This window comes from Lysinibacillus sp. FW12 (assembly GCF_050817245.1).
In the GTDB taxonomy this organism is placed as follows: Bacteria; Bacillota; Bacilli; order Bacillales_A; family Planococcaceae; genus Lysinibacillus; species Lysinibacillus irui.
The window spans coordinates 732,215-750,406 of record NZ_CP139094.1 but is presented as its reverse complement, the minus strand read 5'-3'; the positions used below and the strand labels follow the sequence as shown (position 1 = coordinate 750,406).

The following is an 18,192-nucleotide window of genomic DNA, read 5'->3' as shown; positions in this document are numbered from 1 at the left end:
TTGAGTTTAACTTTTAAGGAACAAAAAAATTTAAACAGAAACATGCTGTTCGTAAGGATATCTCTCCATTCTATTCATCGAGCAATTCAAATAGTAGCAATCCATATAAATAGATCGTTCATTGTAAATATCGTATAGGATGAAATATGAAAAGCTATACTACCTATGGCTAAAGAAATTTTTAATGCATTTAGTGAAAACTATAGGAGGGAATACGTTGTCTACAAGTAAACAGTTATTATCCATATTCGCCCTTGGTGGCATTAACGAAATCGGAAAAAATATGTATGTAGTGCAGTATGCAGATGACATTATCATTATTGATTGTGGGGCAAAGTTTCCAGATGAGACCTTGCTTGGTATTGATTTAATTATTCCTGATATTACTTATTTACTTGAAAATAAAGAAAAAATTAAAGCTTTAATTGTGACTCATGGACATGAGGATCATATTGGTGGAGTACCTTATCTACTAAAAAAAATAAATGTACCTGTCTATGCAACTCGATTCACTTTAGGTCTTATTGAATTAAAGTTAAAAGAACATAAACTTTTAAGAGAAACCGATTTAATTGAAATTCACGCTGACTCTTCTTTACATCTAGGACAAATAGATATTAGTTTCTTTAGAACCAATCACAGTATTCCCGATTGTTTAGGAATCGTTCTAGCCACACCCGAAGGAAATGTTGTCCATACAGGAGACTTTAAATTTGATCTAACACCTGTGAATAATCAGTTCGCCGATATTCACAAAATGGCAGAAATTGGATCGAACGGAGTGTTAGTTCTTATTTCTGAAAGTACCAATGCAGAAAGGCCAGGTTTAACGCCTTCTGAACAACTTGTCGGACATCATATCGAAGAAGCCTTTTTACACGCTGAACGTAAAGTAATTATCTCAACTTTTGCTTCCAACGTTAATCGTATCCAACAAATTGTTAATGCCGCTATTACTACGAATAGGAAGTTAGCATTATTAGGTCGCAGTATGGTGAACGTCGTTGATGTTGCAATTCAACGCGGTTATTTAAATGTTCCAGAAGATATGCTGATTGATGCTCGCGAAGTTAAATACCTTCCACCAGAGGAGGTTGTAGTGCTATGCACAGGTAGCCAAGGTGAACCACTAGCCGCACTCGCTCGTTTAGCAAATGGCAACCATCGTGAAGTAAAAATCCTACCAGACGATACCGTTATTCTAGCGGCCTCTCCTATTCCAGGCAACGAGAAGGGTGTTTCTCGTATTGTCGACAATTTGTTTCAACTAGGTGCAAAAGTCATTTATGGATCTTCTAGTCATACTGGAATGCATGTTTCAGGTCATGGACATCAAGAAGATTTGAAGCTTATGTTAACATTCATGAAGCCTAAATTTTTTATTCCTATTCATGGTGAGTACCGTATGTTACATCAACATCGTTTATTAGCTGAAGCCGTTGGCGTTCAAAAGGGACATACATTTATTATGAAGAACGGTGATGTCGTTGATATTGAAAATTCAAAGGCAAGACAAACACGTAAAATTCCAGCTGGTGATACGTATGTTGACGGTATCGGAATAGGAGAAGTCGAAGGAATTGTTCTACGAGATCGCAAACAGTTATCAGAAGATGGAATGCTTGTCATTGTTTTGACACTTAATAAAACAGATGGTGCTTTTATTTCCGAACCAGATACTATTTCACGAGGTTTTGTTTATGCAAAGGATTTCGAGGAGCTCTTAAATAAGGTCAATGTCCTTACTAAAGAAATAGTCAATGAGCTTCAAGAAGAAAATAGACAACAAATACATGTTCTACGAAGAGAAATTAAAAGGGCTGTAGGACAATATTTGTTTGCACAAACGAAACGCAAGCCAATGATTTTACCGATTATTATCGAAATTTAACATGTCGGTGCAAGGATTTTTACATCCTTTTGCACCGACTTATTTTTTATTGGTTTCCTAGCTGTCGAAGAGTGTCATTCAAAAAATCACCATTGAAAATTTTATGTAACATTTCACTATAAAGATGTTGGATCTGTTCAAAGCCATGATGTAAGTCTTTTGAATGCTGCTTTGCTTGGCTTGAAATATGATCGAAACGCTGTGGAAGCTCCTCTACCGCCATTACTAAAGAGTCTTTATTCATTGTTAAATGTTGAATAGCATTTAATAGTTGAACTATTTTAAGCTGAATATCTATAGGAGGTAATTCAAGCATTAGCCGATAAATATTACGCTTTTCCTTATTTTCTTGGTACCATTTTAAAAAATGAAATAAATAATCACTGATAACAATAGATTCATTCGGGATAATGGCAATGATACCATGTCCAATGTATATATCTTTATTACATCGATAAATGGATGCTTCCTTCAAATTTATTTTATTAAGAAGAATACTTTTCGCAGGCACTTGTAAAACGGTAAACTCATTAATCGAATAATCTATCCTAGGCACTTGACTAAAATCGTCTTCTATCAATAATTTCAGTAACGTTTCTTCAGTTATAAATGGAGTACCTTCCCTAGTAAAAAATTGATCATTCATAATTCTATTGCCAATTTGAATTTTTGCTACTTCTTCTAAAAAAACCTGTTTCACCATGTGAACCCTCCAATCCTCTGTCTCAAGTTATACCCTTTCTGTAACATTCATTAACGCATTATACCTAGTAATTCAATTAGGTCATTTGTCTAATAAAAGTTACTACTCTAAAGATTGTACCATTTTAATATAACATTTTCTCTATTATACCACTATAATAGTATAGTCAACTCCTTTGTTTTTCACTAGCTTTTAACATAGAGGTGAATCATATGTCAGATTTCTTAAAGCTAGTAGGTGAACAGCTCCGCATTATTAGATTATCCAAAGGGCTAAGTCAGGAGGAAGTGGCCGAAAGAACAGGTAAGTTAGGTTTCAGTAAAGGGCGAGTGTCTAATATTGAACACGGTCAATCAAATATTACGCTAAGTACATTGGAAACAATCATGAAGGCTTTAGATATTGCCCCTGAGGAGCTTTTTAATTTTCAAAAATTATCAGGCGTTACTGATATTGAGGAAAAGAACCTCATGCTAGACATTCATCGATCATTATTAAGAGAACGAAATTTAGACGAGGTAAAATATGTAGTTCGTATTACAAAGGATTTTTTAGATACAATTGATTCTCAATCGAAAAAAAACAGCTCCAATGGTCAATGACGCATTGGAGCTGTTTCTTTATTACGTTTTAGTCGTTACATGCCAAATTTTTGTCGATAGCCGCATTTTCTACAAAGCTCTTCAACAGCCTCTCTTCGTGAAAATCCATCTACAATTTTAGTAGCACGTTCCCCTTCTACAATTTCAGAGAAGGATTTTTCATGGACATTTCCTAAATTAATAACTCCTTCACCATCTAAGCAGCAAGGCACAACGGTCCCATCTACAAGAATTGCTGCTTGACTACGAAGTGCGTGACAAAAACCTTTTCCTTCATCCTCATGCTCGAGCAAGCTTGGCCATCTAAATTCATGATCTTGATTCAAATAAACATGAGGGGCAATTTTGACCCCTTTACCCGGCTCTACTTTTTCCTCGATGCGATAGTCAAGATTATATTCTTTTTCTAAAATTTCTAATGTTTCACGGTTGCGACGTGCTGCAATATCAGAAACATGATCCCTTTGTAAATTCCATAAACGATAAGAAATAATTGTATTATATTCTCTAGACGCTCGTACAAAAGTCAAAATATCCTCTAAATACTTTTCTCGGTTTTCGGAACCCTCATGACCATCAAAGCTATGCAATGAAAAATTAATTTGACGTAATGCTGGTTTTCCTAATATTTTTTCATGGTTCTTTTTAATCAACGTACCATTCGTTGTAATATTGACTTTAAAACCCTTTTCATGGGCAGCATCTAATAATTGATCAATTCTTGGATGTAAAAGCGGCTCTCCCTTCACATGCAAATAAATGTATTTTGTATGCGGTCGAATCTCATCTAATATTTTATTAAATTGTTCTACTTTTATAAGACCTTTTGCACGTGCCGTTGGTGGACAAAAACTGCATGCTAAATTACAGACACTAGTTATCTCTATATAAACCTTTTTAAATGTTCTCAATGTTGCTTCTCCGTTCCAGTTCGCTAAATATTCAAATCCTATTTATTTTAACAAATTTATTGTATAGATAGCAAAATTCGACGAGTTTTCATATAAACACCCTTTTCTCTATAGAACATGGCTACACGTACAAGTGATCTTACAAAGCACTAATATCCTAATAGTAATATTAAACGAAAGGAGGAGAAACGATGTCTAGCTTTAACTCAAAGAAATTTTATGGACCAGAAGAACCTGAAAACGAATCCTCTAATAAGTCAGCCAAAAACCATATAACAATTAATTTGACATTCAATATAGGAAATACAGATTTTCACTTTGCACAACGAGCAGAAGGTGGAGGACAAATCAACCATGATGTGGGGACAAATGCTAACCAAGGAGGACAAAACGCTAGTGATGGTAGTCACACCCGTAACGTCAATTCTCAATTTGCTGATGGTAATGGCAGAAGTGGCATAGCTGGTAATAATAATGATGAGGCTGGTGGGCAGCAAGGCATAAAGGTGCGGGACAGCCTAGTCATTGATAGCGATATCCACTCATCTTCTAACCATAGTGAAAGTAATGAAAAGGAAAATGATGTATTAACTGAAGAAGGTGAATAGACGATCTAAATAACTTCTATCTGTTCGAGCAGGTTCAACAGATAGAAGCTTTTGGTTACACATTGCGTTTATAGTTTTTTGTACCATCAAAGGAGTAAAGCATTGGTTTATTATCCACATACGTCTCTAGATGAACCGGACGTCCCCACAGCTGATAAATATATGGCAATACATTTTCTAAATAATGAGGGTCTAGCTCCATTCCTTCGTAGCCATGCACTAAATAAAGCTCACCATTACGTAAATAATCACCATTTTTCACCACAATATAAGGAAAGCCACCATTGACACGCATCGATACAAGCTGATCTCGAACCATCTCATGATCCTTATCAGTAATACGATACTCATTACCTTTCTTTTGGAACAAATATAAATCTTCACGCTTCGCTAAATCCTTAGTTAAGTAGTTTCGGATAAAGGAAATATCGGATTCTACCTCTCTTACCTCAAAAATCTTTTCACGCCCCGAATTTGGCAGTACACCTAACTTCTTCATTTCCTCTGTAGGGTTATTATAGCGATTTTCAATATCTTCAAATATTTTAATCCCGAGGTAATATGGATTTATCGATGTTTTGGAGGGTTGCACGACCCCTGCATTTAATTTTGCATATTCGATGGTCTCAGCGGTTGTTAGCTTTAACTCCCGCATAATTCGTTGGTGCCAGAAGGATGCCCATCCCTCATTCATGATTTTCGTTTCTAATTGAGGCCAAAAATAAAGCATTTCCTCCCGCATCATCGTTAATATATCACGTTGCCATTCTTCCAACTCACGACTATGCTCCTCTAAAAACAACAGCAGGTCCTTTTCTGGCTGCGGCGGAAATTGCTTTAATCTGCGGCGGATAGGTTTATAAACTTTTTCCTTTTCTTCTATGCTCCACAAATCATCATATGGTGATTTTGTTGGTGGTTTTTCCTCATCAAGCTCATCGTCCTCACTCCAGGATAACTTCGGTCGTAAAATAGATGGATCAATATGTTCTTGAATCGCTAAAACTGCATCTAAAAACTGTTCAACCTCATCTTTGCCATATTCTCGTTCATAGCCAGCTATACGCTCAGCCGTTGCGGTCATGCTCTCTACCATATCTCTTCTTGTATTGGAAAAACGGACATTATTTTTAAAGAAATCACAGTGCGCTAAAACGTGGGCGATAATTAATTTATTTTGGGTCAATGTATTTGTATCAAGTAAAAAAGCATAGCATGGATTAGAATTAATGACGAGCTCATAGATTTGGCTAAGTCCTAAATCATATTGAAGCTTCATTTTATGAAATTGTTTGCCAAAGCTCCAATGGGAAAAGCGGGTAGGCATACCATAGGCACCAAATGTATAAATGATATCCGCTGGACAAATTTCATAACGCATTGGATAGAAATCTAAGCCAAAGCTAGTGGCAATTTCGGTAATTTCATCTATTGCTCGATGAAGCTCTTTCGTGTCCATTTTACGTCCCCTCCTTTGAACGTGATGCTAATCAAACAATCATACTATTCTTCATTTTTCTTAAAAAAGCTTTTTAAGGCATCATATACATCGCCTTTTTTTCTCAAAATATGATATCTAAATTTGGGATCATCAATTTTCTTATACGTATACATAAGTGTTGAGAAACGATTATGCTGATTGACTTCACCATAGCCAAACATGCTGGATACATCCATTAATTCTCCTACTAGTTTCAAACATTTTTCATTATCCATCGAAATATTTTCACCATCTGAAAAATGGACAGGGTAAATATTGTAGCGAGATGGATGATATTTATCCTGTATCAATTCCAATGCCTTTTTATAAGCTGAAGAACAAATAGTTCCCCCACTCTCTCCCTTCGTGAAAAACTCCTCTTCTGTGACAACCTTCGCCTCCGTATGATGGGCAATAAATTCAATCTCCACCGTTTCATATTTTGACCGTAAGAACTTAGTCATCCAAAAGAAGAAACTACGTGCACAATATTTTTCAAAGGATCCCATCGAGCCACTTGTATCCATCATGGCAAGCACTACTGCTTTGGATTCTGGTTTTTCAACCTCATCCCACGTTTTGAAACGTAAATCATCATTATGGATAGGTGTTATTTCGGCTTTTCCATACATCGCATTTCGCTTTAACGCATTTAAAATGGTACGTTTTTTATCAACGTTACCCATTAACCCCTTTTTGCGAATATCATTAAACTCAATTTTTTCGGTTTTAATATCTGCCTTTTCTTTTTGCTGTAGATTGGGTAACTCAAGTTCATGAAATAAGATGTTTTGAATTTCCTCAATACTTACTTCCGCTTCATAATAATCTTGGCCAGGCTTGTCACCCGCTTCTTTTCCTTTACCTTGCGCCTGATTTGCTTTACTGCCATCCCGCGCCACTACATCTCCAACATTACTATCGCCTTGTCCTTGCCCTACATGCTTAGAGTTATCATAGTTATAACGAATTTTATATTCATCAAGTGAACGAATCGGTATTTTAATAACCTCGCGACCATTGGACATCACAATACTTTCTTCACTAACTAAATCTGGTAAATTATTTTTAATCGCATCTTTCACTTTTTCCATATGACGTTGCTGGTCTTGGTGCCCTTTACGATGGAGGGACCAATTTTCCTGAGAGATAACAAAGCGTTTATTTTCGTGTTCAGTCATTTTTATCCTCACCCATCTATCAAATTCGCTTTTTCTATACTATGCTTGTGAGCCAAATTCTTGAACTTTTTTCGTAAAATCAATTGTGCATCTAATGAAAACCTTATTTTGATAATAAAAGGAGTGCCCTAAAAATGGGACACTCCTATCTGACTTGTAAACGTAAAAGTCAATTAACGATTGAGTAGACTACCTACATATTGTAGCAGCTCGTTTGCCGATGTGGTGTTATAGCCATGCTCATCTACGAGCCTTGCTACGACTTCATTTATTTTCTTCAGTTGCGATTCATCTGGCATTTTAGAGGAAGTTGTAATTTTCACAACATCCTTCAAATCTGCAAACAATTTCTTTTGTATCGCTTCTCTTAATCTTTCATGAGAATTATAGTCAAAACGTTTGCCTTTTCGTGCATAGGCTGAAATTCGAATGAGAATCTCCTCACGGAATGCCTTTTTAGCATTTTCTGATATTCCAATTTGCTCCTCAATCGAGCGCATTAATTTTTCATCAGGGTTCATTTCCTCACCAGTCAGTGGATCATAAAGCTTATTTTTATTACAAAATGCCTCTACATTGTCTAGATAGTTGTTCATTAATGTTTTCGCAGATTCTTCATATGAGTATACAAAAGCCTTTTGTACTTCATTTTTAGCAATTTCATCGTACTCTCTACGAGCAACCGCAATATAATTCATGTACTTTTCGCGATCCTCTTGAGAAATAGATGCATGCTGATCCAATCCATCCTTTAGAGCTCGTAAGACATCTAAAGCATTTATAGATGGTACTTCTTTGCGAATAATAGCAGAAGAAATACGGTTAATAATATAGCGTGGATCAATACCGTTCATGCCTTCGTTCGGAAACTCTTTTTTCAGCTCCTCTAAGTCAACGGAATTAAATCCCTCCACATTTTCTCCGTCGTACAAGCGCATTTTCTTAATTAGATCCACACCTTGTTTTTTCGGTACTTCTAATCTAGTCAGAACCGAAAAGATTGCTGCAGCCTTTAAAGCATGCGGTGCAATATGGACGTGGGACATATCACTCTCTTTTATCATCTTTTCATAAATATGCTCTTCCTGACTTACTTTAAGGTTATATGGAATTGGCATAACGATAATTCGAGAATGTAATGCCTCGTTCTTTTTATTAGAAATAAAGGATCGATATTCTGTTTCATTCGTATGAGCAACGATTAACTCATCTGCACTAATTAAAGCAAATCTACCCGCTTTAAAATTCCCTTCCTGTGTTAGGGATAATAAATTCCATAAGAATTTTTCATCAAGCTTCAGCATTTCTTGGAATTCCATCATTCCTCTATTGGCCTTGTTCAGCTCACCATCGAAACGATAAGCACGAGGATCAGACTCTGAGCCAAATTCGCCAATTGTAGAAAAATCAATACTTCCTGTTAAATCAGCAATATCTTGTGATTTAGGGTCTGATGGTGTAAATGTTCCTATACCAACACGTTTGTCTTCTGAAAAAGTAATACGTTCAATCATTACGTTTTCAATACGCCCTTCGTATTCCTTTTCAAGACGCATCGTATTTAAAGGCGATAAACTTCCTTCAATTCTTATGCCATACTCTTCAAAAAAGTCATTACGTAAATGATGTGGAATCAAATGCAGTGGATCTTCATGCATCGGACATCCCTTAATTGCGTAAACCGCACCCTCATCTGTGCGTGAGTATTGCTCTAATCCGCGTTTCAATAAAGTAACTATTGTGGATTTACCACCACTTACAGGTCCCATTAATAATAAAATACGTTTTCTAACATCTAACCTGCGTGCTGCTGGATGGAAATATTCCTCCACCAGTCTTTCAATTGCTGTTTCAAGCCCAAAAATTTCTTGTCCGAAAAATTTGTACATTTTTTGCCCATCGCGTTCCACTACACCAGCACTTTTTATCATATTGTAGACGCGTGAATGGGCTGTTTGAGCAACTTCAGGTCTTTCCCTAAGGATGTTTAAATAATCTGCAAATGTCCCTTCCCACTTCAGCCTGTTTTCTTCTTCGCGATAGTTTTTCACTTTATCTAAAATGTTAATAGCCTTCCCTCCATTCAGGGCTTGATTTATAACATAGTATGAAGTAAATGACATGATGATACCCATTACTTTTTCTTTGATGAAGTTTCTTCTTATTATTTATATTTTTTTAACTACAACAATGGGAATTTACCGACGATTTTGATACATAAAAGCTTACTGAATGAAGATAAAAAATTCGGTTATTCTAACGTTAGAAAGGAGGTCCATTATCATTGAATCGCCATTTTAAATTTCTTTTCACATGTTTACTTTTAGGGATGCTACTTTATCCTTCTGCAGCTTATGCAAAAGAAGAGCTTACAGAAGAAGAAATTTTACAGCAGCGTATGACCTATTATGTACAATTCGATGAATTACTCATCCCCTGGTATTTTTTAGCAGCTATTGATCAGTATGAAAGGAATTTACAGTCTGTTCGTAAAGATATCCCTAAACGGGAAGGCTATTTGGCTATACAATTCTCTGATGAATATTGGTCAGGTGCATTTAATCCTGTAAAGGAAGATACCTCACCTGAAACGATTAGCTATTTCGGAGGAATGGGCCTTGATGGTAATCATGACGGAATCGCTAGTCCAAAGGATGATGAGGATGTCATCTTTTCCATGGCTAGTTATTTAGGGAAATTTGGAACGACTGATGAGGATTTTAAATTAGCATTATGGGAATATTACGGAAGTGAAGAAGCCGTTAATCAAATTTTCACTATCTCAACACTATACAGACATTTTAAAACAACGGAACTTGATGCCCATACCTTCCCACTTAATATTCGCTCTGATTATAGCTACAAAGGCACTTGGGGCGCAAATAGAGGGTGGGGTGGACGTCGCATCCATGAGGGAACCGATATTTTTGCAAGCTACGGAACCCCTGTACTTTCTACCTCCTATGGTATTGTCGAGGTAAAAGGTTGGAATCAATTTGGTGGCTGGCGTATCGGAATTCGTGACAATCATAACTCCTATCACTATTATGCCCACCTTGGGAGCTATCATAAGGATATTGAAGTAGGCACCATTGTAAAGCCTGGCACAGTTCTTGGCTATGTAGGAAGCTCAGGATACGGAAAAGAAGGGACATCAGGTAAATTCCCACCCCATCTCCATTATGGTATTTACAAATTTAATGGTAGAACTGAATGGGCTTTTGATCCATACCCTTCCTTACTGCAATGGGAGCGGCAAGCAAAAAATCAAAAAAAGTAGGTTTTATTTCTTTCATTCATACATGTTGTGCACTTGAAGCAATTTGCTACAAGTGCTTTTTTTATTTATATAGGTAATTTTACATAAATACATTAATTAGTTGCTCGACCTCTATATATTTTTAACTACTAGCAGAAGGAAAATAAGTGTACTGTTGTACTAAAAAACTATTTTTAAATATTTCTACCGAAAGCCTTATTTATCAACCTAAATAGTTATAAAATAATAATTGTGTTTTATTAAAACTCTTGATGAGTTAGTAAAGGGATGGGGAAATGAAGAGCATTTTTCAGTTTAAGACACTTAAAGCTCGTATTTTAAGTGCATTTATTCTTTTATTAGTATTAGTAATTAGTTTTACAACCTACACTTACAATTCCAATACAAATATGGAAAAACAGGCAAAAGGTTTAGTAAAGGAAGATTTAGTAGTTTTGAACGCTAGTAAAAATTTAGCGTTGTCTATGAGTGTCCGTCTGTCTGCAGCTTTAAACTATGTGATGACTGGAGACGAAAAGTACAAGGAAACATTTAATGAGTATCGGGAAATGGCTGAAGAAAATAATGCTATTCTAGACAAATATGAAAAATCTGAGGAACGTACCAAACTAGTAGAAATAGCACGTGATTGGAGCAATCTCGTCAATACAGAGGTATTTGATATTTATCAAAAGGGCAATCATGAATTGGCTTTAGAAAATTTAATGGATACCCATGACCTCGTCACGACTATACGCAATGGGTATGAAAAACTTGCAGATGAACGTGCAGACGCGATTATGGACGTTGGCAATGATGTTGTGTCAACCAGTTCAAATAACAGGTCAATTGGCATTGTTGTTAGTTTGGTCTTAACTATCGCTGGTATTGTGATTGCTATTATCACAGCAAGTATCATTTCTAAACCAGTGACAGTAGTAGCAAATCGAATGAAAGAATTAGCAGATGGTAATTTGCAACTTGAACCATTAGTAGTAAAAACAAGAGATGAAATCGGAACGTTAATGGCTTCTGCCAACGACATGAACGATAAATTAAAACAAACCATTCACTCGATCTACACTGTTTCTGAAACAGTAGCAGCAAGTAGTGAAGAGCTTGCCCAATCATCGAATGAGGTACAAGCAGGGACTGAACAAATTACAATAACAATGCAGGAGCTTGCTTCAGGCACAGAAACACAAGCATCAACAACAGGTGATTTAGCAGAAACAATGAACGTATTTAAGCGTAGTATTTATGATACTACACAAGAAGGCGTTGAATTAAAGGAACATTCTAGTCATGTTCAAAACTTAACGGTTTCTGGCAAAAGCTTAATGGTACAATCTACAAAGCAAATGGCCGCCATTAACGACATTATGTTAGATTCCGTCAAGAAGGTAGAAAGTTTAAATAGCCAGTCTGCTGAAATTTCAAAGCTAGTTTCCGTTATAGACGATATTTCAAACCAAACAAATTTACTCGCATTAAATGCAGCAATTGAGGCAGCACGAGCAGGTGAACATGGGAAAGGCTTCGCTGTCGTTGCAGATGAGGTCCGTAAGCTTGCCGAACAAGTACAATTCTCTGTCACAGATATATCAACTATTGTCCACCGCATTCAAGGTGAGACGAGCAATGTCACTTCTGCTTTACAAATGGGCTATGAGGAAGTAAAAAGAGGGACAACACAGCTTGATCAAACGAATGAAACATTTGAACAAATCTCTAGTGCTGTAGAGGATATGATTGATAATATTACAACCATTTCAACTAATTTAAACAGTCTTGCTCAAAACTCTGACACCATTAATGCCTCTATAGATGATATGGCTTCCATTTCGCAAGAATCAGCCGCTGGTGTTGAACAAACAACAGCTACTGTAGAGGAAACTGCTGCTACTATGGATGAAATTGCTAGAAGCGCAAATCAGCTAGCAGGAATGGCTGAAGAGCTAAATAATCAACTACAACAATTTAAAATATAAAGTACTATAAAAGCTATCTCAAACTTACGAGATAGCTTTTTGTATCATTGCCAATGTCTAATTGGGACTCTTTCAAGTTCGTGACGTTTGATAATTACACTTATCTTTTGGTACCACTTCTCACATAATTCCATTGCTTCTTTATATTCATCCTCTTCTTTTGAAATAGGATCTTCTTCAGTATCCATAAAAGTATACTCTAAAATAGGATCTGATAAATGATCAACTACTAGCTTTAGCGATAGCTTTGTTACCGTATCCTCTTCTTCTTCATCCTCTTGTTCTGCTAATTCCTCATCCTCATTATCTTCTTCTAATAATGAACCACTCATTAAATAATTTTTAGTTTTAAGCATAAACACTTCATCTTCCATAATAGCTACTTCATATATTTTGCTAAATGGAATCTCCGTAACTGTCAGCTCTCCGCCTAACTCTTCTCTTTGTGCGATTATGAGCATATTGGTTTGTTCATTTAACAATAATGCATGTAAAGCATTACTAGATAATGTGTATTGAGTATGAGGTATAGCCATTATTTCCTCTGTACTAGCCTCTGTTAGCGCAGCCAGGGCTTGGGCCGCAAGATATCGTTCTTTTATATAACGAACAATACCTATACATACTAAAGCTAAGCCAATTAAAAAAAATATCTCTTGAATGATGATTATATTTATTGCATTTGCTAGAAAAAGATAGATAATCCCTAATAAAATGAAAAAAATAATTTTCATTCAGATCCCGCCTTTATCAAGATAATCGCTAGAGAAATAGTTTGATGTACTAGCAATTTATTCTCGACTCTATCTTTTCATTCTTATTTCTCATATTTATCTACCATAAATAAAAAACACGAGAACCTTGAATAGCCAATGTTCTCGTGTAAGAGTCAATTAACGACCGATTAATTCTTCTTTACTGCTTACGTCGTCTAAAGTTTTATCTTTTTCTATTTTATGCATCTCTAGGACATGCTGTGAAGGTGGTACTAGTAAGCTCACCACTACTATCGTGATACCTGTTATAACAACGCCTGAAAATACAGGTGCTTGCCATAATTCATTTAGTAAACCAATGAAACCATCCGATTGGATTGTGAGACTAGGTACGAATGTTAGAGATGTAATAATGTAATAGATTAAACCAACGGAAATACTTGCCCAAACTGCAGGTGTACTCACACGTTTCCAAAATGGGCCTAATACAATTGGCCAGAAAATCGTTACAAAAATAATATCCCATGCTAAATAAGCTAGATCAATTACTTTTTGGAAGCTTATAGCCAGCACTAAACCTAATAATGCACTTGATAGAATAATAGAGCGTGAGAATCTTAAAAGCTTTTTCGGATCTGGATTACGGTTAATAAAATCTAAATAGATATTCTTTGTCACAATACCCGAAGTCGCTACATAACATGCCGCTACAGTAGACATCCCCATAGCTGCCATTGCCGTTAAGAAAATAGCTGCTAATAAAGGAGGGAAATAGCCCTGTGCGAAAGTCAGCATCAATGTTTCTGGGTTTGTACTATTGGGATAAATGGATTTGAAAGCTTCACCCAACATCCCTGGAATCCAGCTAATAGCAATAACAATACTACCTGCAATAATCATACTGCGCTGTGCCACTCTTGGGCTTTTCGCAGCTGCTACCCTTTGTCCTAGGTCAACTGCAGGGATGTCACCGAGTGCTAGAACAAGATACAATGTCCAAAACTCGGCTCCTGCCTTTTCAAATAATGTACTGATATTCCACCACTCAGGGTTGAAGGTAACGTCTGGATAGTAAAATAAAATAAAAATAGTAATACCTAGTATTCCAGCTACTGCAAGCGCCCCTTGCACTATTTCTGTATAAGCAACTGCCCATAAACCCCCAATAACAGAATAGATAGCAGTTAAGGATACAAATAAAAGCGCTGCCGGAATGAAATCAATTTGTAATAGTTGCTGAATAATATACGTCCCACCAACTGTTAATGCAGCTGCATTAAAAACACCGAAAGCAATAGCCATTACGATACCAGTATACGCACCTAGCTTTTTACTGCCATAGCGTAATCCATAGTAATCTGCTAGTGTCCAACCCTTTAAGCGTCGTAATGGCTTTGTCCAAATGAGTGACCCAAGAATCATACAAGTCCCTAGACCACCCATTGTTGCCGTTCCCTCAAAGCCACCGCTCGTATAACCTGAACCTACAGCCGCAAAAAAGAATGGAGCTGCTAGTAAGGCAGCAACTAAACTTCCCGTGACAACTGAAAGAGGCATACTCCAGCCAGCGACAATTAAATCCTCAGCTGTGTTGACACGCTTATAACCTTTATAACCAATGTAATAGATAAATAGTAAGTATAAGCAAAAAATTATAACGTTTAACATAGTCGTACTCCTTAGTTTTCCATTATCCGTTCATCACAACTCCACCATTAGGCGTTAAAATTTGACCTGTATAGAAGTCAGCATGATTAGAGGCTAAAAATAGCACACTTTTCGCAATCTCTTCAGGTTGCGCTAAACGTTTTAATGGATATTTAGCGGACTCTTCCTCCACATAGTTATCTCCAAACTCTTTTAGAATGTCCGTAAATGTTCCACTAGGAGCAACAGCGTTGACAAGTATTGAAGGTGCTAACTCTCTAGCTAATGCCTTTGTAAAAGCATTGATAGCGCCTTTTGCCGCTGAGTAATGAGTAAATTCTTCACAACCTAGGCTGCCAATATCAGATGATATATTGATGATTTTCCCTGTATTGCGTTCCTTCATTCTTTTAGCTGCTTCACGGCAATTGTAGAAGCAACCATATAAATGAACTTTAATCATTTTATCCCACTGTTCATCCGTTAAATCTGTAATGCTAGATCCCTGTGCAAATCCGGCGTTATTTACAAGAATATCAATTTCCCCGAAGTGCTCGTCCATAAATTGATGCATCGCTTGTACTTCTTGTGAGTTAGAAACATCGGCATGGAAAGTTAAAGCTTTCACACCAAACTTTTCTGCTTCAGCACGTACAGCTTCTGCCTCTTGCTCATTCCCAATATAATTGATTAAAATATTCGCACCATGTTGAGCAAAGCCTAATGCAATGGCCTTGCCAATTCCTTTACTTGAGCCAGTAATTAATACATTTTTACCTGTAAAGTTAATTTCCATCCTGATCATTCTCCAATTTGAATTTTGCAACAAGCCCTTGTAGCTCTTCAGCTGTTTTTCCTAATGAAGAAGAGGCATCCTTTACTTCCTGCATTGTAGATAATTGCTCTTGTGTAGATTTCGAAACATTTGAAGAGAATTCTGCTGACTGCTCTGCCGATTGTTTAATATTATTGACAGATGCCGCTACTTCCTCTGATGAGGCAGAGATTTGTTGTGAGGCAGCTGAAATTTCACGTATTTGGCTAGCTACTTCTTCTGATGAAGTAAGAATTTCTTTAAAGATTTCTCCTACTTCATTCGTGAATGCCATACCCACTTTAACATCCGCTTTCCCTTTCTCCATTACAGTTATCGAAGCGTTAGAATCAGATTGAATAGAACTAATTAGATTATAAATTTCTGTTGCTGACTGTGAAGATTGTTCAGCTAAACGTCTCACCTCATCGGCTACAACAGCAAAGCCTTTACCATGCTCACCTGCTCGTGCTGCTTCAATAGCGGCATTCAATGCTAACAGATTTGTTTGATCGGCAATAGCAGTAATCAAGCTTACAATTTCACTTATTTTTTTCGTATTGACATGTAAGCCATTAATTGTTGTCCCTATTTGTTCAACAGAATCATTAATTAATTCCATTTGTGCAATAACTTGCTGTACAACTTGATTACCTCGTTCAGAGGCTTGCGAAGCAGAAATAGAAGATTCCGCAGCCGTGTTAGCAGAGTCAGCAATTTGCTGGATACCTGTAGCTGTCTCTTCCATTGCAGCAGCTGTTTCTTCTGTCATGGTCATAGAAGCTTCAGCATTCTGAGTGATTAGTTTCATATCTTGTGCAATATTTGTGGAGCTATTATACGTCTCCCCAGCATGTACCGTTAATTGATTGGCTGCTGAAGAAACATGATTTGAAGTATTTCTTATGTTTAAAATAATATGTTGTAAATTAGCAACCATTGTACGAATGGACTCAGATAATTTTCCAATTTCATCTTTTGACGTATCTAAATCCACATCGATTAATTCGCCATTGGCAACTTGATTTGCAACATTTACTACTTTTTTAAGTGGTTTTAAAAGACGGTCTATAATTATGTAAACTAAAACTAATAAAATTAATATTCCGATAATGGCAATAACAATTTGTTTAATAACACTTGTTTTAATTATCGTATTAATATAATCAGCGGAGTAATCAATTCCTAATAATGCAATCAGTTGTCCGTTATCATCTTTAATTGGACTAAAAACGGTTCTCCAAGAGCCAAAAGGATCTTCAAAAATATCAGTTACTTCCGTACTATTATTTTCAATAGCCTTCTTTGCTGTTTCAACATGTTCATCCGCTAAATCAGTAAAAATTTCACCGGCTTCATACACCTCATTTAAATTGGTTGTATAACCGATTGGGTTGACCCCACCTTCATCTTGAACGTCCCAAATATAGCTCCAACTCATAATACCTTGTTGTTCCTGGATCATATCGAGTTGTTTTTGGATCTTTGTAAACTTAGCGTTCTTTTCCCCTTTTTCAGACAATAAATCTTTTACTTCATCACTATCTAAATTCATAGCTGTCAATAAACCAACACTTTTTAACTCTTGCTCTAAGTCGACAGTCATCCGATTATTTAATTCGCTAATACTTTGCGAAGTAATAATGGCGATGAGCAGTAACACTACAATTGTAACCGTCAGTAAAAGTTTGTTTTTTAATGAGGCATTTTTTAATAACTTCATGATCTTTTTCCCCCTTACAATGATTTTTTTGCAAAAAAATAACCTATTTCAAAAGAAATAGGCATAAAAGAACATAAACTAGAAATTGATGGATATAACTAGCAGTCTTTTGCAACCCAGCCATCCTAGCAATTATTGCCTTAGACCTGTAGCTTTGCGTCTCTACTTTTCAGTAAATTTGCCTATATTTCCACTCCCAAAATTAACACAGCAGGTAAAAGTAGTCAATGCTATCCAGGTAAAATATACATACTTTATACTATTTTACCCTTCGTTAACAAATGGTTGATTGATTGAAAATACAGCAACGTGAAGCATTCATTCACCATTTCTTTTCATAAAGAAAAACAGCTACAACTGTTTTTAACGTTGTAGCTGTCTATTTTTCATCATTTCACTTACCCCTAAGTGTTTGAATACATTATACGTTTTGTGTAACAAGTAAAACAGATGGTATAAAGGATAGTGCAAACATAGTGATATACCAAACTGAAGTACGTCGTAATGAAAAACGAACTTTCTTTCGTTCTGCATAAAAAATATCTAACATTACTGCAACAATAAAAGGCATTGTAACACATGCAATAGCTACCAATAAGATGTCAAAATAAATCATACAAGCACCCCTTTGTTTGTGAACATTTTTCATCTTTTTTGTGAACATTT

Annotated in this window: 15 protein-coding genes and 1 riboswitch; of the genes, 5 read left to right on the top strand and 10 right to left on the bottom strand. The window is 36.2% G+C overall.

Going from position 1 to position 18,192, the window contains the following annotated elements; genetic code table 11:
* Nucleotides 1-217 precede the first annotated feature (217 nt).
* Nucleotides 218-1,891, top strand: coding sequence for a ribonuclease J (locus SJW71_RS03810; RefSeq protein WP_274794555.1), 1,674 nt, complete (start codon nt 218-220; stop codon nt 1,889-1,891).
* Between the two features lie 46 nt (nt 1,892-1,937).
* On the opposite strand, the gene SJW71_RS03805 is transcribed toward SJW71_RS03810, so the two are convergent.
* Nucleotides 1,938-2,594, bottom strand: a complete 657-nt coding sequence (locus SJW71_RS03805; protein ID WP_274794556.1) for a hypothetical protein — start codon at nt 2,592-2,594, stop codon at nt 1,938-1,940.
* Nucleotides 2,595-2,806: 212 nt separating this feature from the next.
* On the opposite strand from SJW71_RS03805, the gene SJW71_RS03800 reads away from it, so the two are divergent.
* A complete protein-coding gene (locus SJW71_RS03800; RefSeq protein WP_274794557.1) occupies nt 2,807-3,196 on the top strand; it encodes a helix-turn-helix domain-containing protein in 390 nt (129 codons plus the stop codon).
* A gap of 35 nt (nt 3,197-3,231) precedes the next feature.
* Here the strand turns inward: SJW71_RS03800 and SJW71_RS03795 are convergent, their stop codons facing one another.
* Nucleotides 3,232-4,107 carry a radical SAM/SPASM domain-containing protein gene (locus SJW71_RS03795; protein WP_274794558.1) on the bottom strand — a complete coding sequence of 292 codons (876 nt, stop codon included), beginning with the start codon at nt 4,105-4,107 and terminating at the stop codon, nt 3,232-3,234.
* Nucleotides 4,108-4,298: 191 nt separating this feature from the next.
* Between SJW71_RS03795 and SJW71_RS03790 the strand changes: the two genes are divergently transcribed.
* The gene (locus SJW71_RS03790; protein WP_312507233.1) at nt 4,299-4,715 is read left to right on the top strand and encodes a hypothetical protein; all 417 of its coding nucleotides are present in this window, start codon (nt 4,299-4,301) and stop codon (nt 4,713-4,715) included.
* A gap of 55 nt (nt 4,716-4,770) precedes the next feature.
* Here the strand turns inward: SJW71_RS03790 and SJW71_RS03785 are convergent, their stop codons facing one another.
* The 3 genes from SJW71_RS03785 to SJW71_RS03775 all read right to left on the bottom strand — a co-directional run bounded on the left by SJW71_RS03785 (nt 4,771) and on the right by SJW71_RS03775 (nt 9,445).
* Nucleotides 4,771-6,174 (bottom strand): SpoVR family protein, encoded by a 1,404-nt coding sequence (locus SJW71_RS03785; RefSeq protein ID WP_274794560.1) that lies wholly within the window; start codon nt 6,172-6,174, stop codon nt 4,771-4,773.
* A gap of 44 nt (nt 6,175-6,218) precedes the next feature.
* Nucleotides 6,219-7,376 (bottom strand): sporulation protein YhbH, encoded by a 1,158-nt coding sequence (yhbH, locus tag SJW71_RS03780; protein WP_274794561.1) that lies wholly within the window; start codon nt 7,374-7,376, stop codon nt 6,219-6,221.
* 173 nt (nt 7,377-7,549) lie between these two features.
* Nucleotides 7,550-9,445, bottom strand: coding sequence for a PrkA family serine protein kinase (locus tag SJW71_RS03775; protein WP_322606347.1), 1,896 nt, complete (start codon nt 9,443-9,445; stop codon nt 7,550-7,552).
* 215 nt (nt 9,446-9,660) lie between these two features.
* Here SJW71_RS03775 and SJW71_RS03770 point away from each other — a divergent pair, with 215 nt between their 5' ends.
* Together SJW71_RS03770 and SJW71_RS03765 are read left to right on the top strand one after the other, a co-directional pair.
* On the top strand, nt 9,661-10,656 hold the full coding sequence (locus SJW71_RS03770) for a M23 family metallopeptidase (protein ID WP_274794563.1): 996 nt from the start codon (nt 9,661-9,663) through the stop codon (nt 10,654-10,656).
* Between the two features lie 275 nt (nt 10,657-10,931).
* Nucleotides 10,932-12,626 carry a methyl-accepting chemotaxis protein gene (locus tag SJW71_RS03765; RefSeq protein WP_274794564.1) on the top strand — a complete coding sequence of 565 codons (1,695 nt, stop codon included), beginning with the start codon at nt 10,932-10,934 and terminating at the stop codon, nt 12,624-12,626.
* 44 nt (nt 12,627-12,670) lie between these two features.
* Here the strand turns inward: SJW71_RS03765 and SJW71_RS03760 are convergent, their stop codons facing one another.
* The 5 genes from SJW71_RS03760 to SJW71_RS03740 form a co-directional block, all read right to left on the bottom strand.
* Nucleotides 12,671-13,360 carry a hypothetical protein gene (locus SJW71_RS03760; protein WP_322611940.1) on the bottom strand — a complete coding sequence of 230 codons (690 nt, stop codon included), beginning with the start codon at nt 13,358-13,360 and terminating at the stop codon, nt 12,671-12,673.
* A gap of 159 nt (nt 13,361-13,519) precedes the next feature.
* A complete protein-coding gene (locus tag SJW71_RS03755; protein WP_274794566.1) occupies nt 13,520-15,010 on the bottom strand; it encodes a sodium:solute symporter family protein in 1,491 nt (496 codons plus the stop codon).
* 22 nt (nt 15,011-15,032) lie between these two features.
* The gene (locus tag SJW71_RS03750; RefSeq protein ID WP_274794567.1) at nt 15,033-15,785 is read right to left on the bottom strand and encodes an SDR family NAD(P)-dependent oxidoreductase; all 753 of its coding nucleotides are present in this window, start codon (nt 15,783-15,785) and stop codon (nt 15,033-15,035) included.
* Entirely contained in the window at nt 15,775-17,526 is a 1,752-nt protein-coding gene (locus tag SJW71_RS03745; protein WP_274794568.1) for a methyl-accepting chemotaxis protein, read from the bottom strand. The genes SJW71_RS03750 and SJW71_RS03745 overlap by 11 nt, the downstream gene beginning before the upstream one ends.
* Nucleotides 17,527-17,633: 107 nt before the next feature.
* Nucleotides 17,634-17,719, bottom strand: a riboswitch (cyclic di-GMP riboswitch).
* Between the two features lie 228 nt (nt 17,720-17,947).
* A complete protein-coding gene (locus tag SJW71_RS03740) occupies nt 17,948-18,142 on the bottom strand; it encodes a hypothetical protein (protein ID WP_274794569.1) in 195 nt (64 codons plus the stop codon).
* Nucleotides 18,143-18,192 lie beyond the last annotated feature (50 nt).

Coding starts and splice junctions, on each gene's coding strand:
- SJW71_RS03755 (WP_274794566.1), bottom strand. CDS start 15,010: ATGTTAAACGTTATAATTTTTTGCTTATACTTACTATTTATCTATTAC.
- SJW71_RS03765 (WP_274794564.1), top strand. CDS start 10,932: ATGAAGAGCATTTTTCAGTTTAAGACACTTAAAGCTCGTATTTTAAGT.
- yhbH (WP_274794561.1), bottom strand. CDS start 7,376: ATGACTGAACACGAAAATAAACGCTTTGTTATCTCTCAGGAAAATTGG.
- SJW71_RS03740 (WP_274794569.1), bottom strand. CDS start 18,142: ATGATTTATTTTGACATCTTATTGGTAGCTATTGCATGTGTTACAATG.
- SJW71_RS03785 (WP_274794560.1), bottom strand. CDS start 6,174: ATGGACACGAAAGAGCTTCATCGAGCAATAGATGAAATTACCGAAATT.
- SJW71_RS03790 (WP_312507233.1), top strand. CDS start 4,299: ATGTCTAGCTTTAACTCAAAGAAATTTTATGGACCAGAAGAACCTGAA.
- SJW71_RS03800 (WP_274794557.1), top strand. CDS start 2,807: ATGTCAGATTTCTTAAAGCTAGTAGGTGAACAGCTCCGCATTATTAGA.
- SJW71_RS03805 (WP_274794556.1), bottom strand. CDS start 2,594: ATGGTGAAACAGGTTTTTTTAGAAGAAGTAGCAAAAATTCAAATTGGC.
- SJW71_RS03745 (WP_274794568.1), bottom strand. CDS start 17,526: ATGAAGTTATTAAAAAATGCCTCATTAAAAAACAAACTTTTACTGACG.
- SJW71_RS03760 (WP_322611940.1), bottom strand. CDS start 13,360: ATGAAAATTATTTTTTTCATTTTATTAGGGATTATCTATCTTTTTCTA.
- SJW71_RS03750 (WP_274794567.1), bottom strand. CDS start 15,785: ATGGAAATTAACTTTACAGGTAAAAATGTATTAATTACTGGCTCAAGT.